This window comes from Lysobacter sp. CA196 (assembly GCF_052078695.1).
Classification (GTDB): Bacteria; Pseudomonadota; Gammaproteobacteria; order Xanthomonadales; family Xanthomonadaceae; genus Lysobacter.
The window spans coordinates 199,193-222,217 of record NZ_JBQJIN010000001.1 but is presented as its reverse complement, the minus strand read 5'-3'; the positions used below and the strand labels follow the sequence as shown (position 1 = coordinate 222,217).

The 23,025-nt window shown below is 66.6% G+C and carries 22 protein-coding genes; 12 read left to right on the top strand and 10 right to left on the bottom strand.

Annotated features, from left to right (window positions below; genetic code table 11):
* Positions 1–84: 84 nt before the first annotated feature.
* The gene (locus ACTOWK_RS01090) at positions 85–297 is read right to left on the bottom strand and encodes a hypothetical protein (RefSeq protein ID WP_441328367.1); all 213 of its coding nucleotides are present in this window, start codon (positions 295–297) and stop codon (positions 85–87) included.
* 318 nt (positions 298–615) lie between these two features.
* Between ACTOWK_RS01090 and ACTOWK_RS01085 the strand changes: the two genes are divergently transcribed.
* Positions 616–2,157, top strand: a complete 1,542-nt coding sequence (locus ACTOWK_RS01085) for a fumarate hydratase (RefSeq protein WP_441328366.1) — start codon at positions 616–618, stop codon at positions 2,155–2,157.
* A 1,072-nt stretch (positions 2,158–3,229) separates the two neighbouring features.
* Here the strand turns inward: ACTOWK_RS01085 and ACTOWK_RS01080 are convergent.
* From ACTOWK_RS01080 to ACTOWK_RS01070, 3 genes are all read right to left on the bottom strand, one after another.
* Positions 3,230–4,186, bottom strand: a complete 957-nt coding sequence (locus tag ACTOWK_RS01080; RefSeq protein ID WP_441328365.1) for a patatin-like phospholipase family protein — start codon at positions 4,184–4,186, stop codon at positions 3,230–3,232.
* Between the two features lie 740 nt (positions 4,187–4,926).
* Positions 4,927–6,084 (bottom strand): phospholipase A, encoded by a 1,158-nt coding sequence (locus tag ACTOWK_RS01075; protein ID WP_441328364.1) that lies wholly within the window; start codon positions 6,082–6,084, stop codon positions 4,927–4,929.
* Between the two features lie 130 nt (positions 6,085–6,214).
* Positions 6,215–6,700 (bottom strand): DUF456 domain-containing protein, encoded by a 486-nt coding sequence (locus ACTOWK_RS01070; protein WP_441328649.1) that lies wholly within the window; start codon positions 6,698–6,700, stop codon positions 6,215–6,217.
* A gap of 218 nt (positions 6,701–6,918) precedes the next feature.
* Here ACTOWK_RS01070 and ACTOWK_RS01065 point away from each other — a divergent pair, with 218 nt between their 5' ends.
* A complete protein-coding gene (locus ACTOWK_RS01065) occupies positions 6,919–7,128 on the top strand; it encodes a cold-shock protein (RefSeq protein WP_031371474.1) in 210 nt (69 codons plus the stop codon).
* A gap of 715 nt (positions 7,129–7,843) precedes the next feature.
* On the opposite strand, the gene ACTOWK_RS01060 is transcribed toward ACTOWK_RS01065, so the two are convergent.
* The 3 genes from ACTOWK_RS01060 to ACTOWK_RS01050 form a co-directional block, all read right to left on the bottom strand.
* Positions 7,844–8,953, bottom strand: a complete 1,110-nt coding sequence (locus tag ACTOWK_RS01060) for a M35 family metallo-endopeptidase (RefSeq protein WP_441328363.1) — start codon at positions 8,951–8,953, stop codon at positions 7,844–7,846.
* A gap of 280 nt (positions 8,954–9,233) precedes the next feature.
* A complete protein-coding gene (locus ACTOWK_RS01055) occupies positions 9,234–9,731 on the bottom strand; it encodes a glycine zipper 2TM domain-containing protein (RefSeq protein ID WP_441328362.1) in 498 nt (165 codons plus the stop codon).
* 151 nt (positions 9,732–9,882) lie between these two features.
* Positions 9,883–10,335: a hypothetical protein gene (locus tag ACTOWK_RS01050; RefSeq protein ID WP_441328361.1), complete on the bottom strand. Its 453-nt coding sequence runs from the start codon at positions 10,333–10,335 to the stop codon at positions 9,883–9,885.
* A gap of 247 nt (positions 10,336–10,582) precedes the next feature.
* On the opposite strand from ACTOWK_RS01050, the gene ACTOWK_RS01045 reads away from it, so the two are divergent.
* Positions 10,583–11,398 (top strand): tRNA threonylcarbamoyladenosine dehydratase, encoded by an 816-nt coding sequence (locus ACTOWK_RS01045; RefSeq protein ID WP_441328360.1) that lies wholly within the window; start codon positions 10,583–10,585, stop codon positions 11,396–11,398.
* A 141-nt stretch (positions 11,399–11,539) separates the two neighbouring features.
* On the opposite strand, the gene ACTOWK_RS01040 is transcribed toward ACTOWK_RS01045, so the two are convergent.
* Together ACTOWK_RS01040 and ACTOWK_RS01035 are read right to left on the bottom strand one after the other, a co-directional pair.
* Positions 11,540–12,331: a TatD family hydrolase gene (locus ACTOWK_RS01040; RefSeq protein WP_441328359.1), complete on the bottom strand. Its 792-nt coding sequence runs from the start codon at positions 12,329–12,331 to the stop codon at positions 11,540–11,542.
* Positions 12,332–12,335: 4 nt separating this feature from the next.
* Positions 12,336–12,560, bottom strand: a complete 225-nt coding sequence (locus tag ACTOWK_RS01035; protein ID WP_441328358.1) for a DUF6116 family protein — start codon at positions 12,558–12,560, stop codon at positions 12,336–12,338.
* A gap of 200 nt (positions 12,561–12,760) precedes the next feature.
* On the opposite strand from ACTOWK_RS01035, the gene ACTOWK_RS01030 reads away from it, so the two are divergent.
* The 6 genes from ACTOWK_RS01030 to asnB all read left to right on the top strand — a co-directional run bounded on the left by ACTOWK_RS01030 (position 12,761) and on the right by asnB (position 20,895).
* Complete coding sequence (locus ACTOWK_RS01030; RefSeq protein WP_441328357.1) at positions 12,761–13,582, top strand: glycine zipper 2TM domain-containing protein; 822 nt, start codon at positions 12,761–12,763, stop codon at positions 13,580–13,582.
* A gap of 349 nt (positions 13,583–13,931) precedes the next feature.
* A complete protein-coding gene (locus ACTOWK_RS01025) occupies positions 13,932–15,095 on the top strand; it encodes an acyl-CoA dehydrogenase family protein (RefSeq protein WP_031371466.1) in 1,164 nt (387 codons plus the stop codon).
* A 235-nt stretch (positions 15,096–15,330) separates the two neighbouring features.
* Positions 15,331–15,885 (top strand): GNAT family N-acetyltransferase, encoded by a 555-nt coding sequence (locus ACTOWK_RS01020; RefSeq protein ID WP_441328356.1) that lies wholly within the window; start codon positions 15,331–15,333, stop codon positions 15,883–15,885.
* Positions 15,849–16,523, top strand: coding sequence for a glutathione S-transferase family protein (locus ACTOWK_RS01015; RefSeq protein ID WP_441328355.1), 675 nt, complete (start codon positions 15,849–15,851; stop codon positions 16,521–16,523). Before ACTOWK_RS01020 ends, ACTOWK_RS01015 begins: the two co-directional genes overlap by 37 nt.
* Positions 16,524–16,660: 137 nt before the next feature.
* Positions 16,661–18,913: a thiamine pyrophosphate-dependent enzyme gene (locus ACTOWK_RS01010; RefSeq protein ID WP_441328648.1), complete on the top strand. Its 2,253-nt coding sequence runs from the start codon at positions 16,661–16,663 to the stop codon at positions 18,911–18,913.
* 5 nt (positions 18,914–18,918) lie between these two features.
* Positions 18,919–20,895 (top strand): asparagine synthase (glutamine-hydrolyzing), encoded by a 1,977-nt coding sequence (asnB, locus tag ACTOWK_RS01005; RefSeq protein ID WP_441328354.1) that lies wholly within the window; start codon positions 18,919–18,921, stop codon positions 20,893–20,895.
* Positions 20,896–21,025: 130 nt separating this feature from the next.
* Here asnB and ygfZ read toward each other — a convergent pair whose 3' ends face one another.
* Positions 21,026–21,898, bottom strand: coding sequence for a CAF17-like 4Fe-4S cluster assembly/insertion protein YgfZ (gene ygfZ, locus ACTOWK_RS01000; protein ID WP_441328353.1), 873 nt, complete (start codon positions 21,896–21,898; stop codon positions 21,026–21,028).
* Positions 21,899–21,928: 30 nt separating this feature from the next.
* Here ygfZ and ACTOWK_RS00995 point away from each other — a divergent pair, with 30 nt between their 5' ends.
* The 3 genes from ACTOWK_RS00995 to sdhD all read left to right on the top strand — a co-directional run bounded on the left by ACTOWK_RS00995 (position 21,929) and on the right by sdhD (position 23,000).
* Positions 21,929–22,117, top strand: coding sequence for a DUF1674 domain-containing protein (locus ACTOWK_RS00995; RefSeq protein ID WP_441328352.1), 189 nt, complete (start codon positions 21,929–21,931; stop codon positions 22,115–22,117).
* Between the two features lie 95 nt (positions 22,118–22,212).
* Positions 22,213–22,608: a succinate dehydrogenase, cytochrome b556 subunit gene (sdhC, locus tag ACTOWK_RS00990; protein WP_441328351.1), complete on the top strand. Its 396-nt coding sequence runs from the start codon at positions 22,213–22,215 to the stop codon at positions 22,606–22,608.
* Positions 22,605–23,000, top strand: a complete 396-nt coding sequence (gene sdhD / locus ACTOWK_RS00985) for a succinate dehydrogenase, hydrophobic membrane anchor protein (protein WP_441328350.1) — start codon at positions 22,605–22,607, stop codon at positions 22,998–23,000. The genes sdhC and sdhD overlap by 4 nt, the downstream gene beginning before the upstream one ends.
* Positions 23,001–23,025 lie beyond the last annotated feature (25 nt).

The window sequence follows — 23,025 nt, the reverse complement described above, 5'->3', positions numbered from 1 at the left end:
GCCGCGCCGGTTTCAGCGACGGGCGCGGTGGGGCTGCGATGCGGGTGCACGGCCTCGCTCGGAGTGCTCGCCCAGGGGATTCAATCAGAGTGTCTGCGCCAACCTGAAGATGGGCAGATACATCGCGATCAACGCCACTGCGCCGGCGCCGATGCCGGCAATGCCGCCGAACAGCAACGCGGCCAGATCGCGGCGCCGCTTCGGCCACAGCATCCACAGCGCCAAAACCGCCGCCGGCAGCGGGCACAGCACCCAGGGGTAGTCGATCAGGGTCCGGGTGAGCAGCGGCAGATCCATGCTCAAGATTGCGAACATCGGCTCGAACCGTGGCACCAGCAGCAAGGGGCTGACGCCGCCGAGCCCGGCAAGGGCCAGGCCGATGATCGGCAGGGCCGGGTTGAAGCGGGCGGGTGCTTGCGGCGCCGGCGGGGTTTGTGGGGGCGAAGGGGGCACGAGGGACCAGGGAGACGGCCGGGACAGCCGCCAGCTTAGCCGCGACCGTGGCGCCCGACCTATCGTGCAAGGGCTGGGGCCGGGCCGGACGGGTAGAATGGCGGTCCCCACCGCCAGCCTACGCCCGCCGTGAGCGCCTCCCAGTCCCATGCCGTTTCCGCCGTGAGCGGACCCGTCGTCATCCGCCAGGACGACCTGATTCAGTCCGTCGCCGATGCGCTCCAGTACATCAGCTACTACCACCCGGTCGACTACATCAAGAACCTCGCCGCCGCCTACGAGCGCGAGGAAAGCACCGCGGCCAAGGACGCGATCGCGCAGATCCTGATCAACTCGCGCATGTGCGCCGAAGGCCACCGGCCGATCTGCCAGGACACCGGCATCGTCACCGTGTTCCTGGAAATCGGCATGGACGTGCGCTGGAGCGGTGCCGATGGAGGCAGCGCCACCATGGGCGTGGAGGACATGGTCAACGAAGGCGTGCGCCGTGCCTACAACCACCCCGACAACAAGCTGCGCGCGAGCGTGCTGGCCGATCCGGCCGGCAAGCGCAGCAACACCAAGGACAACACGCCGGCGGTGGTCAACATGAAGGTCGTGCCGGGCAATACCGTCGAGGTGATCGTCGCGGCCAAGGGCGGTGGTTCCGAGGCCAAGTCCAAGTTCGCCATGCTCAACCCCTCCGACTCGATCGTCGACTGGGTGCTCAAGACCGTGCCGACCATGGGCGCGGGCTGGTGCCCGCCGGGCATGCTCGGCATCGGCATCGGCGGCACCGCCGAGAAGGCGATGCTGTTGGCGAAGGAAGCGCTGATGGAGCCGATCGACATCACCGACCTGCAGGCGCGCGGCGCCAGCAATCGCGCCGAAGAGCTGCGTCTTGAACTGTACGAGAAGGTCAACGCGCTCGGCATCGGCGCGCAGGGCCTCGGCGGCCTGACCACGGTGCTCGACATCAAGGTCAAGGACTATCCGACCCACGCCGCCAACCTGCCGGTGGCGATGATCCCGAACTGCGCCGCCACCCGCCATGCGCACTTCACCCTCGACGGCAGCGGCCCGGTTGCGCTCGATCCGCCGTCGCTGGAAGACTGGCCGAAGCTGACGTACGACTCGTCCAAGGGCCGTCGCGTCGACCTCGACACGGTCACCGCCGACGACGTTGCCAATTGGAAGCCCGGCGAAGTGCTGCTGCTCAACGGCAAGCTGCTGACCGGCCGCGATGCCGCGCACAAGCGCATGGTCGACATGCTCAACAAGGGCGAGGCCTTGCCGGTCGATTTCAAGGGCCGCTTCATCTATTACGTCGGCCCGGTCGATCCGGTGCGCGACGAAGTGGTCGGCCCAGCCGGCCCGACCACTGCCACGCGCATGGACAAGTTCACCGAACAAGTGCTGGCCCAGACCGGCCTGCTCGGCATGGTCGGCAAGGCCGAGCGCGGCCCGGTCGCGATCGAGTCGATCAAGAAGCACCGCTCGGTGTATCTGATGGCGGTCGGCGGTGCGGCTTATCTGGTGTCGAAAGCGATCAAGGCCTCGCGCGTGGTCGGTTTCGCCGACCTCGGCATGGAGGCGATCTACGAGTTCACCGTGCAGGACATGCCGGTGACGGTCGCGGTCGATTCGGCCGGCGAGTCGGTGCACCAGACCGGGCCGAAGGAATGGCAGGCGCGGATCGGCAAGATTCCGGTCGTGGTGGAGTAAGCCTGGGGTTCGCTTTCGCGAGTCGCGAGTCGTCACTTCGTATGTCCACGCAACGCCCGGCCTGGTGCCGGGCGTTGTCGCATGTGTCCCCTTCGTAGTCATCCTCGTGGATGTGTCGCCGCGTATGTATCCCTGTAGGAGCGGCGTAAGCCGCGGCCGCGAACCGTGGTCGGTATGTATCTTTCGACTGAGGTCGATCAAATATCGCCGTTGCCGTTGCCGTGATGAGCTTGGCGCAGTTCCGACCTTGCGATGCAATCGTAGACCCGGAGGGCGGCGCACAGGACGTGCGCCGTTTTCCGATAAGACAGGGATGTCTTATCGGAAAATCCCGGCGCGAGCTGCGTGCTCGCAGGGGAGCTTCGTCAAGGAAAGCCCTTTTCTTTGGTTACCTTTCTTTTGGGCTTAGCAAAAGAAAGTAACCCGGCCGCGTCAGCGGACGGAAGCTTTGCACTTGCTTGAAGGCTGCGCCGGAGGCCGGCAGGACGATGTCGCGACTTGCGTCGCTCCTACCCTAGAAGCGCCGGCCACGACGCTTCAATCTCGCGCGGCTTCCGGCTGGAGCCCAGGGTAGGAGCGGCGCAAGCCGCGACCGCGCTGCGACGGTCTCGCGACGCATCGCTCACGCAAGGTCAAGATCAAACGCCAAAAGCTTCCGCCACTAAAGCGGCGGGTTACTTTCTTTTGTCTAAAGCAACAAAAGAAAGCTAACCAAAGAAGTTGCTTTGTTTTGAATCACAGGCCCGCACGAGCGATGCCAACGCGGGGATTTTTCATACGGGACATCCTTGTCCCGATGAAAAACGGCGCGCATCCTTGCGCGCCGCCCTCCGGGTCTTCTACTGCCATCGCTGGTGCGAGGCGGCGCACAGCAACAGCAACAGCAACTGCAACGAAAACGGCCGGGCCAGGTCCTCGCTGCTCTTGGGTAGGAGCGACGCAAGTCGCGACCGTCATGCCGCGGACTCGCGTCGCCATCGGCTGGACTTCCGTTGCCCTGTAGGAGCGGCGTGAGCCGCGACCGCGAATCTGCATGCAACCGCGTCGCGTTCCCGGGTGACGCAGCCGCCCCTCAAAGCTTCTTCACCAACTGCGCCAGCATCTTCCTGGTCGCCGGCCGCAGCAGATACTCGTTCGACAAAATCTCCAGCGCGGCGACATTGGTCGCACTGGTGTCGTCGAGGTCGTCCAGGCCGACCAGCAGCTCGGTCTGCATGCGGTAATAGCCGTCGCCGACCAGCTGCCTGGCGATGTAGTCGACCGAGTCGGTGTTGCCGTCGAACAGGACGTCGATGATCGGCACCGCCCATTCCAGCGCGCCCCATTCGCGCGCCGAATGCAGGTCGATGCTGCGGGTGCGTTCGCCGGTGCCGACCGACAGCACCACCAGGTCGCGGCTGTTGTCGACCTGGGCGTCCTTGCGCATGGCTTCGGCGATCGCGCAGGCGGTCGGGTTGTTGGCGACCACGCCACCGTCGATCAGGGCGCATTGCTGGCCCTGGATCTTCATCGGGTGGGCCGGGAAATAGGTCGGCGCAGCCGACGAGGCGCGGCAGACTTCCCACACCGGCAAGCCGCGATGGCAGGCATCGAAGTTCTTGAAGATCACCGGGGTGCGCGAAATCGTGTCGTAGCTGGTGACCAGCACCGGCGTCTTGAGTTGGCCGAGGGTGGTCTTGCCGAACACCTTCTTGAGCACTTTCTCCAGGCCGAGGCCATCGTAGCGCGGGGCCGAGAGGCCGGCATAGAACAGCCGCCCGGCGCGCGACCACAGTCGCCCGGCCAGGTCGGGAAAGATCAGGTGGCGCTGGTCGCGATACAGCTCGGCCAAGGCCGCCGGGCTCAGCCCATGGGCCAGGCCGCAGGCGACGAGCGCGCCGGTCGAGCTGCCGGCGATCAGGTCGAAACTCTCAAGCAGGCCGGGTTTGCCGGCCTGGGTCAGCGTCCGCTCGACGCCGTCGAGCCAATGGCAGCTCACCAGGCCGCGTATGCCGCCGCCGTCGAGCGAGAGGATGCGCCGCATCTTCATCGGGTTCTCCGTCGATCTTCGCAGACTAACGCAGCTCGGCCACGACCCGGGTTACAGACCGTCGCAGTTCGCTCATGCGACAGCGCGTTGCCGCTGCCGCTGCCGTGATTTTGATCCGCTTTGCAGCTTTGCCGCTTTTCCGGTCAAGAGAAGACCCGTAGGGCGGCCCGCATGGATGCGGGCCGTGCGCAAGCAGGCCATGGATGGCCTGTCTGGAGCATCCCTGCGTATGCATCGCTCGTGCGGGCTTGTGCCCTTGCAAGGAGAGCCCTTTTCTTTGGTTACCTTTGACCGAAGGAACTCCCTGTGGGACTTTTGGGCTTAGCAAAAGAAAGTAACCCGGCCGCGTCAGCGGACGGAAGCTTTAGATGTTGACGTTGCTTCACCGCTCTGCGGAAAAAACGCCGTAACGGCAGGCGGCGCGGTCGCGGCTTGCGCCGCTCCTACCCTGGCGATAGCGCGCCGCTTCGGTTAATGACGACGGCCGCGTTACCCTTGCGTGTCCCTCAGTCGCGACTTACGTGGCTCCTACAGTGGGAGGCTCATCCCCTCGAAGATGCGCCGCAAGACCGACACAGCGCGGTCGCGGCTTGCGCCGTTCCTACTCTGGCGATAACACGCGGCTTCGACGAATGATGACGGCCTCGTTACCCTTGCGCGTCCCTTGGTCGCGGCTCACGCCGCTCCTACAGAGGGGCCACGACTGACGGCTATGAACCGGCGCGGCGGTCGCTACGAGCTCAATACCACTCCAGCAACGACACGCCCAGACCGATGTAAGTCGCGCGATGGTTGTAGTCGATCATGCTCTCGCCGTAGCCGTCGAAGATCTGCAGATGGCCGCGCAACTGGTTGTGGATCGGGAAGCCCCAGTCGAACTGCAGCGCGCCGTGCGAGCGGTCGCCGCCGCGCATCGAGTGGCGCGCCATCAGCGAGAACTCATGGCCGCCGCGGCGATGCACCACGGTGACGTCGCCGCGGCCGATGTAATCCTCGATGTCCGGATTGTCGTCGTCGTTGCCGTCCGACAAACGCCACCACGGACGCAGCATCACCGCCCAGTTCTCGCGGTCCAGGCCGACGTTGGCGATCACCCGGTTCCAACTGCGCGAGAACGGATCGGTGCGGCCGTTGGACTGGTGATTGATGCCGATCGCGGCCATGCGTCCGTTCCAGCCGCCGATGCGGTAGTTGTTGCGGAACACCAGCAGCACTTCCGGTTCGTAGTTGGTTTCGCGGAACGGCCGCGAATCCTCGCCGTTGTAGACCTGCCAGCGCGAACTCTGGGTATAGCCCATCCAGACGTCGCCGTTGTCGCCGAACAGGTTTTCGACCGCCTTGGTCTTGAAGCTGATCTGGAACTTGGCCTCGATGTCCTTGAGCGACTGCGGCTCGGTGACGGTGTTGCGCGGGTTCGGCGAGGACGGCAGCGTGTTCGGGTCGTCGTTCCAGAACACCGGCAGCAGATACACCGGCTTGTAGGCGCGGAAGTTGAACACGCCGAGCTTGGAGTCCTTGGCCAGCTCCCAACGGCTGTCGAGCAGGCTGCCCTTGCCGGCGTTGGCGATGGCGCTGCCGAGTGGGTCGTCGTGGTTGAAGACGCTGCCCGACAGCGCGCGCTTGGCGCGTTCGCCGACCGTCGGCTTGGGTTCGCCGGCGATCTCGTCGCCGACCTCGAGGTTCTGCTGGATCGCCTTGGCTTCCTTGGCCGCGATGTCGGCCTGGCGCGCGCCGTCGGCCGGACGGCCGAGTGCGGCGTCGTAGCAGGCCAGGCGATCGGCATTGCTGGTGATCGCCACGCAGGCCTCCGGGGTCGCCGCTTGCGATGCGGCCTGGGCGAAGGCGAGCGCGGGCGTACTCGCGAGCGCGGCGAACAGCAGGGTGCTTTGCAAGGGCATGGCCTCATTCATAGCGTATGGATCGCGAACGAAAACCGATGCAGTCTTGCATCCGGATGCGAACGAGACGTGAACCGCGTCGCAGCGCGCGGCGGCGACGCGGTCGCCCGCGGTTCAGAAGAGGCATGCATCAGAAGAACCAGGCGAAAGCGAACAGGCCGACCATCGCGAAGGCGAGGCCGAGCTTGAGCACGGTGCCCGCGACGATGCCGACCCAGGTGCCGACGCCGACCTTGGTGGCCTGACTGAGCTGGCGGGTGTGGATCAGTTCGCCGACGAGGGCGCCGACGAAGGGGCCGATGAACACGCCGACCAGGCCGAAGGCCAGCCCGGCGAAGGTGCCGATGATCGAGCCGACGATCGCCAGCTTGCTGGCCCCGACTCGTTTGGCCCCCATCGCGGTGGCCGCGAAATCCACGCCCATCGACAGCACCGTCAGCACGCCGAGGAGGACCAGCACCACCCAGCCGACTTTCTCGAATCCGGATACCCAGGAGGCGAGCACCATCCCGGCGAAAACCAGGGGCAGGCCGGGCAGGGCGGGGAGCACCGTTCCGACCATTCCGACAACGACCAGCACCCCGGCCAAAATGTAATAAAACGTATCCAAATTCATCCCGAATCCCTTGTCCGGACAGGCTGTCCGGGCTGTTTGCATTTTGGCCCATGTCGGGGTACGTTGCGGTCGCTGCGTTTGCCAAGGGTCACCGTGAATCGTGGCCCCGATGCGGTAGATCCATCGATCCGCTACATCGTTGCACCTCGCTTCCTCCTTGCAACCAGCACGCGACGAAGGTCGTGTTAACAACATCACGTTCCAGGGAGAGAGTAGCGATGTCCGGCAAAGAAACGGGAACCGTCAAGTGGTTCAACGATGCCAAGGGTTTTGGCTTCATCAGCCGTGAAAACGGCGAAGATGTCTTCGTGCACTTCCGCGCGATCCAATCCCAGGGCTTCAAGAGCCTGAAGGAAGGCCAGAAGGTCTCCTTCACCGTCGTCCAGGGCCAGAAGGGCCTGCAGGCCGACGCAGTCGAACCGCTGTAAAGCTCGCACCGATGTTCAGCTGCGCTCTTCGATCGCAGCGCATAGCGTCAGAAAAGCCCGGCTTCGGCCGGGCTTTTTGCTATACATTTCTTGATTTTCGTCACAATTTCGGATATTGCCCGCTTCGCTCCAGCGCAATCGCAACGATTCCGGCACCGCCGGATTCGAAACGCCGCCAGCGCAGCCGAGCGCGAATCCTGCGAATACGAAATCCCCCTTGGTTGTATCGATTGAATGCCGATGGGTAGAAGTGCGGTATCGGCGACCGCATCGCCAAGCCGTCGGTCGGCCGATGCGCCTGCGCGAATCCCGGAGAAAAAAAGCGCCGGGGGCACGAAGCCCCCGGCAACCCGACGGCCTTGCCGAGCCGTCCCGCGTCCCTGCGCCTGTTGCCCGCGAGCGGCGCTTCCCATCGCCCTGCGCCGTTCGCGCTTCCGGATCTCCATCCGGAAGGAGCCCCGCACGGCGCCGACCCGGCCTCGTCTCCCGGTCGGCGCCTCGCGCCATCCTGGCGTCGGTTTCCGCATCGTGCTGGTTTCCACATCGTGCTTGTTTCCACAGCTGGCGGAAGGCTCGTGGTTATCGAACGCGCGAGTCCGATGCATGGGGTCGAGCGCGAGCGGGTTTCGCATCGACGACGGCATCAACGCGAACGGCCCGCCGTAGCGGGCCGTTCGGAGCTCGACGGGGCGAGCGTGCTGCGCGAGTGCGCGGCTCAGTTCTGGAACGGGGTGTTTTCGGCGAAGTACTCGTGGTTGTCGGCGTTGTCGAGCGCGGCGCTGGGGTTGCTGCTGGCGAGGCTCTTCGCCGCGCTCTGGCCGTAGGCGTGATCGTCGGTGCCGGCGACGACGGTGAAGTGGCTCATCTCATGGATCAGGGTGCCGGCCTTGGAGTCGGTGCCGGTCAGCGGCGCGTTCCAGAACGCGTTGCAGACGTAGATCTGGTACGGCTGGTTCGGATAGACGTAGGCATAGGCGCTGCTGGTGCAACCGCAGTTGATGGTGATCTGGCCGTTACTCTGGTCGATCGCCGAATCGATCGACACGAAGTGCGAGCGCGCGGTGCTGTAGCGGCTGGAGGTGTAGGCGCCGAACCAGGTCGTGTAGCGCGGGCCCACCGTGCCGGCATTGAGATAGCCCTTGGCGTTTTCGGCATAGCTGCGCGCGGCGTTGACCGCCTGGCCGGCCGAACTGGTGCGCGAGGTCGTGCAACCGACGTAATTGACGCCGTTGACGATCGCGCTCGGGCCGACCGGGGGCTTCTTCGCCGCCGGTGAGGCCTTGCTGCCGCCGAGTTGGTCGAGGCCGTCGACCCACAGGCTCAGCGGCGCGCTCTGCGCACTCATCGGCAGGCCGTTGGCCTGATGCAGCATGACCCGGTCCGAGGTGGAAGCGTGCTGCAACGGCGCGTTGAAACTGACCACGTACTGGCCGGTTTGCGACAGGTCGTAACCGGCCGAGAGATCGATCACCCGGCGATAGGTTTGACCCGGCTGCAGGATCGCGAAGTCTTCGGCCTGCGGCAGGCCGCGCTTGACCATCGCGCCCTCGTAGGCGACCGGCTGACCGTTGTAGCTGACGTTGAACAGCTTGGCGTCGAACTGGTCCGACGGCAGCTGCCACTTCGGCAGGCGCACGGCCTTGCGGCTGGTGTTGGTGATGCTGATCTCGACCGAGCCGAGGAAATCGTCGGCGGCTCCGGAGACGGCGACCATGCCGACGCGCAGCGGATTATTCTGGGCGGCGCCGGGCGCGGCGACGGCGGCTGCAATGGCGCCGGTGAGCACGGCACTCGCGGAAACCAGATGCACGAAGCGAAGTTTCATTCCACGATCTCCTGATGTTGCGATGGGCGGGGTCCGGTGGCGGACCCGAAAACCCTAACCGAAGGCAAGATCGTGCAGCGCGCGATAAGTGAGCCAGTTCCGCGCTTAATCGTGATGCGGGTCGTGAACGCGAATCGCGGCGCGCGCGCAACAAAAAACGGCCCGCGATGCGGGCCGTTTTTCGTTATCGTTTCTCGTTACATTGTTTCATCGCAAGTAGGCGTCGACTTGGTTCGATGCCGCGTCGAGCAACCGTACCTATCGATCGGTCGCGCTTCGATCAACGAATGTAGGCGCGACCGTTGGCGACGCGGACGTAGGTGTTCTCGCGAATGCCGCCGAGATCCTTCTGGCTGACCACCACGGTGCGGCCGTCGTTCATGCGCACATAGACGTTGTAGGTCGGCGCGCCGACGCGGTTCTGGATCGCGTTGCCGGCGAGGGCGCCGGCGGCGGCACCGGCGACGGTGGCGGTGTTGCGGCGGCCCTTGCTGTCGGTGTGGTCGTCGGCGATTTCGCGGCCGGCGACGGCGCCGACCAGACCGCCCAGGATCGCACCGGTCGCGCGCGGCGCCGTGCTGGTCGCGGTGGTCTGCTCGATGCGGGTCACGACACCGCAGTCGTAGCAATTGTTCTGTTGATTGCCGTAGCTCGGCTGCGACGGCGGCGGGTAGCTGTTGCCGTAGCCTCCACCGTAGCCCGGGGAGGTCGCGCAGCCCGCGAGGGCCAGCGTAGCGACCGTGGCCAGACCCAGCAATCGGATGTTATTGGTGTTCATTCGAGGCTCCTGCGCTTTAGGGGCGGGTGGCGGACAGTTGCCACGCGCCAGTCAAGCTATGCGCAGTCACGTGAACACGTGTTCAATTTCGGCGCCCTGTATCGGACAAATCCCCACCGCGTTCAGCTCGCGGCGGGGAAGCGCGGGGCGCTCAGCCGCGGAAGTCCTGATGGCAGGCCTTGCAGGCTTCGCCGATCTGTTCGGAGACTGCGCCGACGCCGGCGCAATTGAGCGGCGGACTGGTCAGGGCGCCGTCGAGCGCGGCGCGCATCTTGCTTGCGTGCTGGCCGAAACGGGCGTCGTCCTTGAGATCGGGGAAGGCCGGTTCGAGATCGTCGGCCATGGTGCGCAAGGCCTTCAGATGCGGGAGCGTGTCGGTGGCTCCGCAACGGTTCTGCTCGACCTTGCCTTTGAGCTGGCCCAGGTGCCACTGCTGCACTTGCATGACGCTGTCGGGGAAATGGTCCTTGCGTTGATCCAGTGCGCGTACCGCCATGACGGTGGCGATGACGCCGCCGACCAAGCCGATCAGAAACAGAAACAGGTACTTCGAACCATTGCCTTTGCGTTTCGCTTCGGCGTTAGTGGGCTGGGTATCGCTCATTGCCTGGCCTCCATCCAATGTCGGCGCACGATAGCACGCGCCGATGTGAGGCCCGGGTCAGCGCTGGAGCGGACGAAAGCCCGTCGGATCAGGCTTTTCGATGCCTTTAAAGGCACATTGCATGCGCGCAGATGGCGGCCGGGTGGGGAGGCGGGTGGGGCGGCCTTGCCCGCATGTCGCAGGTCCTGCGCCGCAGTGTCCCAGCGGCCGCGCCGGAAAGCCGCGCCGTCGCCCTTACAATAAGCGCATGACCCCGCAATCCTCCGACACCCTCTGGCAAGAACGCTTTGCCGGCATCGACCGCTTGTACGGCCACGGCTCGGTCGCACGCTTCCGCCAATGCCGCATCGCCGTGGTCGGCATGGGCGGCGTCGGTTCCTGGGCGGTCGAAGCGCTGGCGCGTACCGGCATCGGCCACCTGACCCTGATCGATGCCGACGACTTGTGCGTGTCCAACACCAACCGCCAGTTGCCGGCGCTGGAAGGCCAGTACGGCCGCGCCAAGGTCGAGGCCATGGCCGAGCGTTGCCGGGCGATCAATCCGGCGATCGAGGTCGATGCGGTGCAGAGCTTCCTGACCCCGTCGAACCTGGACGAGCTGCTGGACCGCGGTTTCGACCTGGTCCTGGATGCCTGCGACAGCTTCCGCAGCAAGGTCGAACTGATCGCCTGGTGCCGGCGCCGCAAGCTGCCGGTGATCGTGGTCGGCTCGGCCGGCGGACGCACCGACCCGACCCTGGTGCGGGTGCGCGATCTGTCGCGCACCGAACATGATGCGATGCTGGCCCTGATCCGCAAGAAGCTGCGCGGCGAGTTCAATTTCCCCAAGAACCCCGGCCGCTATTTCAGCGTCTCGGCGATCTACTCGCTGGAGAACGTCAAATACCCGCAGCCCGACGGCAGCGTCTGCGGCCTGCGGCCGAAGCTCGCCGGCGACGCGGCCTTGAAGCTCGATTGCGGTGCCGGGCTCGGCGCGGCCACCCACATCACCGGCGTGTTCGCTTTCGTCGCGGTCGGGCGTGCGCTGGAAATCCTGCTCAAGCCCAAGGCGCAGGCGGCCTGAGCGCTGAGGCTCAAAGGGGTAGGAGCGGCGCGAGCCGCGACCGCGGGCTTTCAACCCAGTGCGAAGGCAGCAGTAGCGAAATCAATCGGCAACTGTGTTTGCGCCGTCGTTGCGTTGGCGCGGTCGCGGCTTGCGCCGCTCCTACTCAGAAGCAATGTCTGAAGCAGCCGGCAGCTTGAACAACCCCTCGGCGTTGGCGCTGGTCGCGGCGGCGAGTTCGTCCAGCGATATCCCGCGCAGTCCGGCGATGGTTTCGGCGATGCCGGCCAGGCGCGCGGGTTCGTTGCGTTGGCCGCGAATCGCGGCATCGGGCTGGTCGGGCGCATCGGTTTCGAGCAATAACTGTTCGATCGGCATCGCCGCGACGATGCGCCGCAAGCGTTTGGCGCGGTCGTAAGTAACCGGCCCGCCGAGACCGAGCAGGAAACCGGCCTTCCATAACTGCTCGGCCTGTTCCTCGCTGCCGGAATAACTGTGGACGACGCCGCGCAGGCCGCCGATGCGGCGGAACGCGGCGATGGCCGCCTCGACCGCATGGCGTGCGTGCACGATCAAGGGCAGGTCGAACTCGCGCGCGAGTTTCAGCTGGCCTTCGAAGTAGCGCATTTGCTCGTCGCGATCGAGCCCCTCGACGAAATGATCGAGGCCGCATTCGCCGACCGCGAGCGGCCGTTCGCGCTCGATCCAATCGCGCAATTCGTGCAGATGCCCGGGCCGGTGCGAGGACAGATACATCGGGTGCAGGCCGTAGGCCGGATACAGGCCGGGTGCGCTCGCGCAGACCTCGCGCAACTTCGGCCAGCCGGTCGCGTCGACCGCCGGCACGACCTGGCGGGCGACGCCGGCCTTGCGCGCGCGTGCGACGACGTCGCCGCGGTCGAGGTCGAACTCGGCCGCATCGAGGTGACAGTGGCTGTCGACCAGGAAGTGCATGCGCTCAGCGCGTGGGCGGCCGCGGCGGCTCGATGGTCGGCGGCGCCTTGCGGTTCTTCCAGTTGGCCAACAGCAAGGTGCCGAGGCCCAGCAGGATTTCGTCGGCGAGCGGGACGAAGTCGGGGATGACCAGGTCGACCAGAAACAGCGCCGCGGTGACCACGAACAGACGCGGATAGCTCAGGCGTCCGAGAAAGCCCAACAGGGGAGCGAGCAGAGGATTGGCCATGTTCAGTCGAGTTGTGACGCAGGTTGCAAACACGCTAGCACGGGGCCGCGTGACGATTCATACCCGGGACAGATTGGCGAATATCAATAGGCACTGGTTCAGCTTTCAAGTGGTGGAATGGCGCCATCCCCCCAACGGTCGGCAACCTATCCCGACCGTCTGTACTTACATAGCTGCTCACCGCGCCCCGGAGACTCCAAATGAACAAGAACATGATAGCTGTAGCGATTGCGGCGCTGCTGGTCGGCGGCGTTGCCGTCGCGGCGTTCCAGAGCTTCCGTGGCAACGGTGCGGCCGGTCAGGCTGCACTGGCTCCGGTGGCAGGCGCCGAACTCGCGCCGGCCGGCACCGTCGGCGACATCGCCGCCAACGGCGCGATCAACACCGCGCCGCAGGTCGATTACGCCGACGTGGTCAAGGTCGACCCGATCAACGAGAAGCAGAAGCTGTACGCGACCGTGATCGGCACCGATCCGGTCCGCGAGACCAACACCACCTCGACCCCGCGCGAAGTCTGCGAAGACGTGGTCGTGCAGGAGCGCCTGCCCGAGCGCGACGGCAACGTCGGCGGCACCGTCGCCGGTGCGGTCATCGGCGGCCTGCTCGGCAACCAGGTCGGCGGCGGCAACGGCAAGAAGGCCGCGACCGCGGCCGGCGCCGTGGCCGGCGGCTTCATCGGCAACCGCGTCGACCGCAACCATGTCGGCGGTCGCGTCGTGAACCGCACCGAGCGCCAGTGCCACACCGTCTCGGACAAGTCGCAGTCCTCGCGCGTGGTCGCCTACAACGTGACCTACCGCAATCCGGACGGCACCACCGGCACCATGCGTACCGAGAGCAAGCCGGGCAGCCGCATCGCGCTGGGCAGCGAAGACAAGGTCGTCGGCTACGACGTGACCTACCGCTACCAGGGCCAGGAGCAGACCATCCGCATGGACGAGCGCCCGACCCAGCGCCTGCCGGTCATCGACGGCCACGTCGTGACCCAGACCGCGTCGGCCGGCGTGCCGAGCCGCGGCTGAGCCCAGCGCACCACGCGACACCCGAACGGGGCCGGATCTTCCGGCCCCGTTTTTTTGCCTCGCGATCCGACGGCCAGGCCAGGCCGGGTCTGGCTGAGGCCGTCGCGGCCGGAGCGGCCAGGGTGCGTCGTCGCGGCCTTGAGCAAACGTGCAGGCGGCCGCGCAGGGCGCACGGTTTTGTGCTTGAGCGCAGGCGCGGACGAGAAAGCCGCCCGTTGCCGCGTGGGCTGGCGCAAGAATTCCCCCAATACCGCCCACGGCGCAGATCCGGGGGGTTGCGGCCTTACCCCGGTCGCAAGGGGCCATTACAATGACGGTCTTTCTGTCCTAGAGGTCTCCCAAGCGCGCCATGGCCCTGAATCCCTACGATCTCTACGACGTCCGTTCCTTGCTCAGCGACGAGGAGCGCGCCGTTCAGGACACCGTGGCCCGTTTCACCGATGAGCGCGTGATCCCGATCATCGGCGACGCCTTCGACCAGGGCCGCTTCCCGAAGGAGCTGGTCCCGGAGATCGCCGCACTCGGCCTGCTCGGTTCCTCGCTGCCGGAAAAGTACGGCTGCGCCGGCCTCAACGCAGTCAGCTACGGCTTGATCTGCCAGGAGCTGGAACGCGGCGACAGCGGCATCCGCAGCTTCGTCAGCGTGCAGTCCTCGCTGTGCATGTACCCGATCTACGCCTACGGCACCGAAGAACAGCGCGAGCGCTGGCTGCCGGGCATGGCCCGCGGCGAGATCATCGGCTGCTTCGGCCTGACCGAGCCGCACGGCGGTTCCGACCCGGCCAACATGAAGACCAACGCCAAGCGCGACGGCGGCGACTGGGTCCTCAACGGCTCCAAGATGTGGATCACCAACGGCAACCTGGCCGACATCGCCATCGTCTGGGCGCAGACCGACGACGGCATCCAGGGCTTCGTGGTCGAGAAGGGCATGCCCGGTTTCGCCGCCCAGGAAATCAAGCACAAGATGAGCCTGCGCGCGTCGGTGACCTCGTCGCTGTTCTTCGACAACGTGCGCGTGCCCGAGGCCAACCGCCTGCCCAACGTCAAGGGCCTGAAGGGTCCGCTGGGTTGCCTGACCCAGGCCCGCTACGGCATCACCTGGGGCCCGATCGGCGCGGCCATCGCCTGCCTCGACGAAGTGCTGGGCTACACCAAGGAACGCATCCTGTTCGAGCGTCCGGTCGCGGCGACCCAGTCGGCGCAGATCAAGATGGCCGAGATGGCGCGCCGCATCACCATGGCGCAGTTGCTGGTCGTACAGCTCGGACGCCTCAAGGACGCCGGCAACATGCAGCCGACCCAGGTCAGCCTGGCGAAGTGGAACAACTGCCGCATGGCCATCGACATCGCGCGCGAATGCCGCGACCTGCTCGGCGGCGCCGGCATCACCACCGAGCATGCGGCGATCCGTCACGCGCTGAACCTGGAGTCGGTGATCACCTACGAAGGCACCGAGACCGTGCACCAGTTGGTGGTCGGCCGCGAGCTGACCGGGATCAGCGCGTTCTGAGTGTCCGCTCTCGCCTGATGCGATAGGCCTGATGCGATAGGCGCGAACTGCGGTATTTCCCTTCTCCCGCGCGCGGGAGAAGGTGGCCCGAAGGGCCGGATGAGGGCGCACGCGGTCTGACGGCCCTGTACGCAACCGGAGGCAGCCGGATCGCGGCCCTCGTCCAATCTCTCTCACATAAGCGGCGAGGGGCTTTCACATGGCGATGCTGGCGCAAGGGGAGAACCGAGCCGTGATGACGATTCCCGACATCGAACTGGAAACGCCGCGCCTGGTCCTGCGCCCGCCGTGCCTGGACGATTTCGACGACTGGGCCGCCTTCATGGATGCCGGCGACTACCTGCGCTACATCGGCGGGCCGCAGCCGCGTTCGGTGGCCTGGCGCGGCCTGATGTCGGTGATCGGCTCCTGGGCCGCATACGGCTATGGGTTCTTCTCGGTCTACGAAAAAACCTCCGGCCGCTGGATCGGCCGCCTCGGCCCCTGGCAGCCGGACGGCTGGCCCGGCACCGAGGTGGGTTGGGGCATCGTCGAAAGCGAAGGCGGCAAGGGCTACGGCACCGAGGGCGCCGCCGCGGCGACCGATTGGGCCTTCGAACACCTGGGCTGGAGCGAGGTGATCCACACCATCGACGCGGACAATCTGCCGTCGAAAGGCGTAGCGGCCAAACTCGGTTCGCGCTACATGCGTCAGGACCGGCTGCCGGCGCCGGCCGACATGGAAGTGGAAGTCTGGGGCCAGACCCGCGAGGAATGGCGGGCACGCCGCCGCTCGGGAGCCGCCGCGTGATCACCGTCTACGGTTTCTCGCCCTCGGGCAATTGCCACAAGCTGCGCCTGTTGCTCGAACAACTCGGCGAAGCCTATGCCTGGGTCGAGGTCGACAGCAGCCGCGGCGAAACCCACACGCCGGAATTCCTCGCCCGCAATCCCAACGCCAAGGTGCCGGTGATCGAGCTCGACGACGGCCGCACCCTCAGCGAATCCAACGCCATCCTGTACTACCTCGCCGACGGCAGCGCGTTCCTGCCGAGCGATCGCTGGCAGCGCGCGCAGGCGTTGAGCTGGATGAACTTCGAGCAGTACAGCCACGAGCCTTATGTCGCCGTGGCCCGTTTCATCGCCGGCTGGACGCCGCTGGATTCGCCGCGGCGCGCCGAGCTGCCGTCGCTGCGCGAACGCGGCCATCGCGCGCTGGCGGTGATGGAACGGCATCTGCAGTCCCACGATTGGTTCAGCGGCGAGGCCTACGGCATCGCCGACATCGCCTTGTTCGCCTACACCGACGTCGCCGGCCATGGCGGCATCGAGTTGGCGCCGTATCCGGCGATCGATGCCTGGCGCGCGCGGGTGCGGGCGACGCCGGGTTTCGTCGCCTTGCCCGATCCCGACCCGCAGGCGGCGCAGCGCATCGCCCAGACGCCGTGACGGGTTCCGTCTAATTCTTCCTTGATGAGCCGGCCCGGCGACGGGCGGCGGAGTGTTCGATGTCAGCGCAACTGCAGTCTTCGATCTTCAACAACGTGCCGAACTTCAATGCGGTGCCGAGCCCGATCCCGGCACGCATGAAGGGGCTCAACCGGGCCGAGATCTGCGACGTCAATTTCGTCGAGTTCGTCAATCGGTGGAACGGCCGCGCCGATGCGCGGCCGGCGCCGGACGAGGCGATCCTGCAGGGCAGCGCGCTCGACGCGCGCGGCTTCCGCGAACTGTTCGAGTCGCAGCTGATCAGCCGCCATCTCGACCTGATGGCGCGCGTGCTGCGCGTGCAGAACAAGGTCTTCTACACCATCGGTTCCAGCGGCCACGAAGGCAACGCCATGGTCGCGCGGTTGGCCCGCCACACCGATCCGGCGTTCCTGCATTACCGCAGCGGCGGCTTCATGGCCGAGCGCTTCCGCAAGTTGCCCGGTATGGACCCGGTGATGGATTCGGCGCTGAGCTTCGCCGCCAGCAAGGACGACCCGGCTTCGGGCGGCCGGCATAAAGTGTGGGGCAGCAAGCCCTTGTGGGTGCTGCCGCAGACCTCGACGATCGCCTCGCACCTGCCGAAGGCGCTCGGCACCGCGGTCGCCATCGAAACCGGCCGCCGCCTCGGCCACGCCCTGCCGATCCCCGACGACAGCATCGCCATCTGTTCGTTCGGCGACGCCTCGGCCAACCACGCCACCGCCCAGACCGCGTTCAACGCCGCCGCCTGGACCGCATATCAAAAACTGCCGGCACCGGTGTTGTTCGTCTGCGAAGACAACGGCATCGGCATTTCGGTCAAGACGCCCGGCGGCTGGATCGCCAACCGTTTCCGCAACATGGACGGCCTGGATTATTTCGCCGCCGACGGCCTCGACCTGGCCAGCGGTTACGCCGACGTGCAGCGCGCGGTCGAGCATTGCCGCCGCAGCCGCCGTCCGACCTTCCTGCACCTGCGCACGACCCGCATCATGGGCCACGCCGGCACCGATTTCGAAATCGAATGGCGTTCCTTCGAGGAGCTGTGCGCGGTCGAAGCCAGCGACCCGCTGCTGCGCTCGGCGGCGATCGCGCTCGAATCGGGGCTGATGTCGAAGCAGGACGTGCTCGATCTGTACGAGGCGACGCGCAAGCAGTGCTTCGCCGCCGCCGAGGAAGCCGACCGCCGACCCAAGCTCGACCGCCTCGACGAAGTGATCGCGCCGCTGGCGCCGTATTCGCCCGAAGCGGTGCAGCAAGAAGCCAAGCGCGCCGATTTCGCCGAGCGTCGCCTGCAGGTGTTCGGCAGCGAGGCCAAGCTGCCCGAGCAACAGCCGCCGCGGCACTTGGCGATCCAGATCAACAACGCCCTGCACGATTTGTTCGCCAAGTACCCGGAAACGCTGCTGTTCGGCGAGGACGTGGCGCAGAAGGGCGGCGTCTACACCGTCACCAAGGGCTTGCAGAAGGCCTTCGGCCCACGCCGCGTATTCAACACCTTGCTGGACGAGACCATGATCCTGGGCATGGCCCAGGGTTTCGCCAACGTCGGCCTGATGCCGATCCCGGAAATCCAGTACCTGGCGTATTTCCACAACGCCTGCGACCAGATCCGCGGCGAGGCGGCGTCGCTGCAGTTCTTCAGCAATAACCAGTACCGCAACCCGATGGTGGTGCGTATCGCCGGCCTGGGCTACCAGCGCGGTTTCGGCGGGCATTTCCACAACGACAACTCGATCACCGCCTTGCGCGACATCCCCGGCCTGGTGGTCGGTTGCGCCTCGCGCGGCGACGACGCAGCGACCATGCTGCGCACCCTGACCGCGTTGGCCAAGGTCGACGGCCGCGTGTCGGTGTTCCTGGAGCCGATCGCGCTGTACATGACCAAGGATCTGTACGAAGCCGGCGACGGCGCCTGGCTGACCTCGTATCCGAAGCCGGACGAGGCGATGACCCTCGGCGAAGGTCGCGTGTATGCGCCGCAGGACGGCAGCCAGGGCGACGACCTGGTGATCTTCAGCTACGGCAACGGTGTACCGATGAGCCTGCGCGCGGCGCGCGAGATAGAGAAGCAGCACGGTTGGAAGGCGCGGGTGGTCGACCTGCGCTGGCTGGTGCCGCTCAACGACGCCTACATCGCCGAACAGGCGCGCGGCGCCAAGCGCATTATCGTGGTCGACGAAGGCCGGCGCAGCGCCGGCGTCGGCGAGGGCGTGATCGCGGCATTGACCGAGGCCGGTTTCGGCGGCGTGCCGCTGCAGCGCGTGGTCGGCGTCGACACCTACACCCCGCTGGCCGGCGCGGCCTTCCTGGTGATCCCCGGCGAAGACGACATCGTCCGCGCCGCCGCCGCGCTGGCCAAGGGCTGACGGCCATGTGCGGACTGGCCGGCCTGCTGTGTCCGCGCACCGATATCGGCCACGAGCATCTGCTCGAACTGGCCGGCGCGATGGGCGACGCCTTGCGTCACCGCGGCCCCGACGACGACGGCGTCTGGGCCGATGCCGGGCAGGGCATCGCCCTGGCGCATCGCCGTTTGAGCATTCTCGACTTGTCGCCGCTGGGCCATCAGCCGATGGCTTCGGCCGACGGCCGTTATGTGATCGCCTACAACGGCGAGGTCTACAACTTCGCCGCCCTGCGCGAGGAACTGCTCGAACGCGGCCATGCTTTCCGCGGCCATTCCGACACCGAGGTGTTGCTGGCCGCGGTGGTGGAGTGGGGCGTCGAGAACGCGGTGGCGCGCTGCAACGGCATGTTCGCGATCGCCCTGTGGGACCGCCACGAGCAGACCCTGTGGCTGGCCCGCGACCGGGTCGGCAAGAAACCGCTGTACTACGGCTGGGCTGGCGACAGCCTGGTGTTCGGTTCCGAACTCAAGGCGCTGTGGCGGCATCCGCAATTCGACAACGGCGTCGACCGCAACGCATTGGCTCTGTTGCTGCGCTACGACTACGTGCCGTCGCCGTATGCGATCCATACCGACACCTTCAAGCTGATGCCGGGCACCTTGCTGCGTTTCGACGCCGCCACGGTCGCGCGCGGTGCCGCAGCCCACGATCCCAAGCGCGACCAGCACAGCTATTGGCAGGCGCGCGAACGCATGGCCACGGCGATCCGGCACCCCTTCGACGGCGACATCGATGCCGCCGAAGACCGGCTCGACGACTTGCTGCGCGATGCGGTGGGCCTGCGCATGGTCGCCGACGTGCCGGTCGGCGTGTTTCTCTCCGGCGGTACCGATTCGTCGGTGGTGACTTCGTTGATGCAGGCGCTGAGCGCGAAGCCGGTGCAGAGCTTCACCATCGGCTTCGAGGGCTCGCATCACGACGAGGCGCCGCTCGCGCGCGAAGTCGCGCGCCATCTGCGCACCGCGCATACCGAGCTCTACGTCAGCGGCGCCGATGCCTTGGCGGTGGTGCCGCGGCTGCCGACGATGTTCGACGAACCCTTCGCCGACGCTTCGCAGGTACCGACCGCCCTGGTCTGCGCCTTGGCGCGCAGCCAGGTCACCGTGGCGCTGTCTGGCGATGGTGGCGACGAGTTGTTCTTCGGCTATACCCGCTACGAACGCGCCTTGCGCAACCTGCGTCTGCAGCAGCGGGTGCCGGCGCCGCTGCGGCGCTGGCTGGCCAAGTCCGCGAGCGGCCACGGCGAAGCCTCGCGCGCCGGTGGTTTCGCTGCGTTCGCCGCCGAAATGGGCGCGCACGGCATCGGCGACGTCTACCGCAACCGCATCGTGCGCTGGCGCTTCCCGCAGGCCGCGGTGCCCGGGTCGAAACTGCCGGCGACGATGTACGACCTCGCCGAACCGCTGGGCGGCCTGGGCACGCCGGCCGACGCGATGATGCTGGCCGACTACAGCGTGTACCTGCCCGACGACCTGCTGTGCAAGGTCGACCGCGCCAGCATGGCGGTCGGCCTGGAGGCGCGCGCGCCGTTGCTCGACACCCACGTCGCCGAATTCGCCTGGTCCTTGCCGTTGCAGTTCAAGCGCTGCGACGGCGGCAGCAAGTACCTGCTCAAGCGCGTGCTCAAGCGCTATCTGCCGGACGCCATGGTCGACCGCGGCAAGCGCGGTTTCGGCGCGCCGGTGACGCAATGGCTACGCGGCGACCTGCGCGAATGGGCGGCGGGGTTGCTCGACCCGTCGCGCCTGGCGCAGGAAGGTTATCTCGACGCCGAGTTGGTCGGCGGCCTGTGGCGACAGTTCCTGGCCGGCGAGCGCCGCTGGCACACCCATCTGTGGAACGTGTTGATGTTCCAGGCCTGGCAGGAGCATTGGAAAACCGAGCGCAACGAAGTCGGGCGCTCGGTCTGGATGTCGACCACCGGCGAAGGCGGGTTGTAGGCGATCTGGTCGCGCAATCAGGGTAGGAACGGCGCAAGCCGCGACCGCGCCTCCACAAGACACCGACGCCGCCACCTGCAACCCCGTGGTCGCGGCTTGCGCCGCTCCTACTCTTGGAAGCGCAGTTTCTTCAGCGTGCGAAACCTTCCAGTAGCGGCACTTCCTCCACCGCCTGCCCGCCGATGGTCACTGTCTGTTCGGGGCGCTCCAGCGGCAACACCGCCAGGGCGAGATGGGTCCCGCCATCGCTCGCCGAGGCGACCACGGTGCCCAGTGCAGCGCTTTCGCCGCGCACTTCCGCCCCGGCCTCGATCGGCGCGGAAGCGGCGAATGTCACCACGCCGCGCTTGGCCTTGCCGAGGAAATGGGTGCGCGCGACGATCTCCTGGCCGGGGTAGCAGCCTTTCTTGACGCTGAAGGCGCGCAGGCGTTCCAGCGACAGCTGTTGCGGGGTCCATTGCTCGGCCTGCGACGCCGGCAGCCGGGGCAGGCCGTGGCGCAGATCGGCCAGCGCCCACTGCGCGACCGCCGCGGGGTCCTCGGGCGCTGCCGCCGTCGCGACGATGCGCAGGCTGCGCGCGCTGCCATCGCCGCTGAAGTCCAGCTCCAGGTCTTCGTTCTCGTCGCCGCCGAGGGCGCCGCCGCGTGCTTGCGCCGGTTCGGCCCAGCGCCCTTCGGCGCTGAGGTCCTCGCGCAGGGCGATCGCCACCTTGCTGCGGAACACGAAGCGTTTCAGCGCCTCGACGATCGTCGCCGGGTCGGCATCGGGGAGCAGCAACCAGATGCGCTGGTCGGACAGGCGCAGCAGCGCAAATAGCGCAATCAGGCGCCCTTTAGGCGTCAGCCAGCCGCTCCAATGCCAATGACCGTCGGCGAGCGTCTTCACGTCGTTCATGAACTGAGACTGCGCAAACGCTGCTGCGTCGCGGCCTTCGAGGGTAATGAGGCGTTGGCCGGGCAGGGCAAACGCCTGTCCGTGCAAGGGGTGCGGGTTGTCAGGCATGGGGGCCGGGAATTAATATTTAACGCTGTGATGATAGGCGAAACCACCCCGGAAGCACCTTCGGACCTTGGGTCCGAGACCCCGGCGACTCCCGTACCGGATACGGGAGGCGATTCGTCTTCCGCCAAGGACGCTCGTAAAGAGCACGGTGGTCGCGAGGGTCCCGAACCGACCCGTTACGGCGACTGGGAAAAGAACGGCCGCTGCATCGATTTCTGATCCGACGTCCGACCGCTAGCCCTCACGCCCCCACACAGCGCTCCCACGCTCCCCCCGCCACGCGGCGCCGCCGCCCAGCCGAGATTGCCACGCTAATGGCGAACCGCGAACGACCCCTGTCACCGCATCTGCAGGTTTACCGCTGGCAGATACAGATGGTGACCTCGATCCTGCACCGGGCCACCGGTGTCATCCTTTCCGTCGGCGCTTTGCTGATCGCCTGGGCGCTGGTGTCGCTCGCGGCCGGTCCCGAAGCCTGGGCCCAGTTCACCGCCTGCGCCCGCTCGCCGCTGGGCTTCCTGGTCCTGTTCGGCTGGACCTGGGCCTTCGCCTACCACCTGCTCAATGGCATCCGCCATCTGGTCCAGGACGCGGGCTACGCCTACAAGGTCGACACCTTCGTGCGCAACGGCTGGATCAGCGTGATCGGCAGCCTGGTGCTGACGGCCCTGATCTGGATCGTCGCCATGATGTCGCGAGGTGGCGCATGAGCGCGAACAACAAGCATCTGCGCAACCCGCTCAAGACCGCGCGCGGCCTGGGCTCGGCGAAGGACGGCACCCACCACTTCGTGGTCCAGCGCATCACCGCGATCGCGTTGATCGCGCTGACCCTGTACGTGCTCGGCCTGATCGTGTCCTGGATCGGCGGCGACTACGCCTCGGTGCGCGCCTCGGTCGCCCATCCCTGCAACGCGGTGCTGCTGAGCGCGTTCGTAGTGGCGATGTTCTGGCACGCCAAGCTCGGCCTGCAGGTCGTCATCGAGGACTACGTCCACACCCCGGGGCTGGCGATCGCTTCCCAGCTCGCGGTGGTTTTCGTTTGCGTACTCGCGGCTCTCGCCAGCGTGCTCGCCATCATCCGCATCGCGTTGGGAGCCTGAGTCGTGGCCTCTGCCTACAAGATTC

What these genes read in the sequence shown, in the direction of transcription:
- ACTOWK_RS01015 (WP_441328355.1), top strand. Translation starts at nt 15,849, where the DNA reads ATGGCGGGCACGCCGCCGCTCGGGAGCCGCCGCGTGATCACCGTCTAC.
- ACTOWK_RS01050 (WP_441328361.1), bottom strand. Translation starts at nt 10,335, where the DNA reads ATGAGCGATACCCAGCCCACTAACGCCGAAGCGAAACGCAAAGGCAAT.
- ACTOWK_RS01035 (WP_441328358.1), bottom strand. Translation starts at nt 12,560, where the DNA reads ATGGCCAATCCTCTGCTCGCTCCCCTGTTGGGCTTTCTCGGACGCCTG.
- ACTOWK_RS01070 (WP_441328649.1), bottom strand. Translation starts at nt 6,700, where the DNA reads ATGAATTTGGATACGTTTTATTACATTTTGGCCGGGGTGCTGGTCGTT.
- ACTOWK_RS01010 (WP_441328648.1), top strand. Translation starts at nt 16,661, where the DNA reads ATGAAGGGGCTCAACCGGGCCGAGATCTGCGACGTCAATTTCGTCGAG.
- ACTOWK_RS01080 (WP_441328365.1), bottom strand. Translation starts at nt 4,186, where the DNA reads ATGAAGATGCGGCGCATCCTCTCGCTCGACGGCGGCGGCATACGCGGC.
- ACTOWK_RS01075 (WP_441328364.1), bottom strand. Translation starts at nt 6,084, where the DNA reads ATGCCCTTGCAAAGCACCCTGCTGTTCGCCGCGCTCGCGAGTACGCCC.
- ACTOWK_RS01055 (WP_441328362.1), bottom strand. Translation starts at nt 9,731, where the DNA reads ATGAACACCAATAACATCCGATTGCTGGGTCTGGCCACGGTCGCTACG.
- ACTOWK_RS01045 (WP_441328360.1), top strand. Translation starts at nt 10,583, where the DNA reads ATGACCCCGCAATCCTCCGACACCCTCTGGCAAGAACGCTTTGCCGGC.
- ACTOWK_RS01065 (WP_031371474.1), top strand. Translation starts at nt 6,919, where the DNA reads ATGTCCGGCAAAGAAACGGGAACCGTCAAGTGGTTCAACGATGCCAAG.
- ACTOWK_RS01020 (WP_441328356.1), top strand. Translation starts at nt 15,331, where the DNA reads ATGACGATTCCCGACATCGAACTGGAAACGCCGCGCCTGGTCCTGCGC.
- sdhC (WP_441328351.1), top strand. Translation starts at nt 22,213, where the DNA reads ATGGCGAACCGCGAACGACCCCTGTCACCGCATCTGCAGGTTTACCGC.
- ACTOWK_RS01040 (WP_441328359.1), bottom strand. Translation starts at nt 12,331, where the DNA reads ATGCACTTCCTGGTCGACAGCCACTGTCACCTCGATGCGGCCGAGTTC.
- ACTOWK_RS01060 (WP_441328363.1), bottom strand. Translation starts at nt 8,953, where the DNA reads ATGAAACTTCGCTTCGTGCATCTGGTTTCCGCGAGTGCCGTGCTCACC.
- sdhD (WP_441328350.1), top strand. Translation starts at nt 22,605, where the DNA reads ATGAGCGCGAACAACAAGCATCTGCGCAACCCGCTCAAGACCGCGCGC.
- asnB (WP_441328354.1), top strand. Translation starts at nt 18,919, where the DNA reads ATGTGCGGACTGGCCGGCCTGCTGTGTCCGCGCACCGATATCGGCCAC.
- ACTOWK_RS01030 (WP_441328357.1), top strand. Translation starts at nt 12,761, where the DNA reads ATGAACAAGAACATGATAGCTGTAGCGATTGCGGCGCTGCTGGTCGGC.
- ygfZ (WP_441328353.1), bottom strand. Translation starts at nt 21,898, where the DNA reads ATGCCTGACAACCCGCACCCCTTGCACGGACAGGCGTTTGCCCTGCCC.
- ACTOWK_RS01090 (WP_441328367.1), bottom strand. Translation starts at nt 297, where the DNA reads ATGGATCTGCCGCTGCTCACCCGGACCCTGATCGACTACCCCTGGGTG.
- ACTOWK_RS01025 (WP_031371466.1), top strand. Translation starts at nt 13,932, where the DNA reads ATGGCCCTGAATCCCTACGATCTCTACGACGTCCGTTCCTTGCTCAGC.
- ACTOWK_RS00995 (WP_441328352.1), top strand. Translation starts at nt 21,929, where the DNA reads ATGATAGGCGAAACCACCCCGGAAGCACCTTCGGACCTTGGGTCCGAG.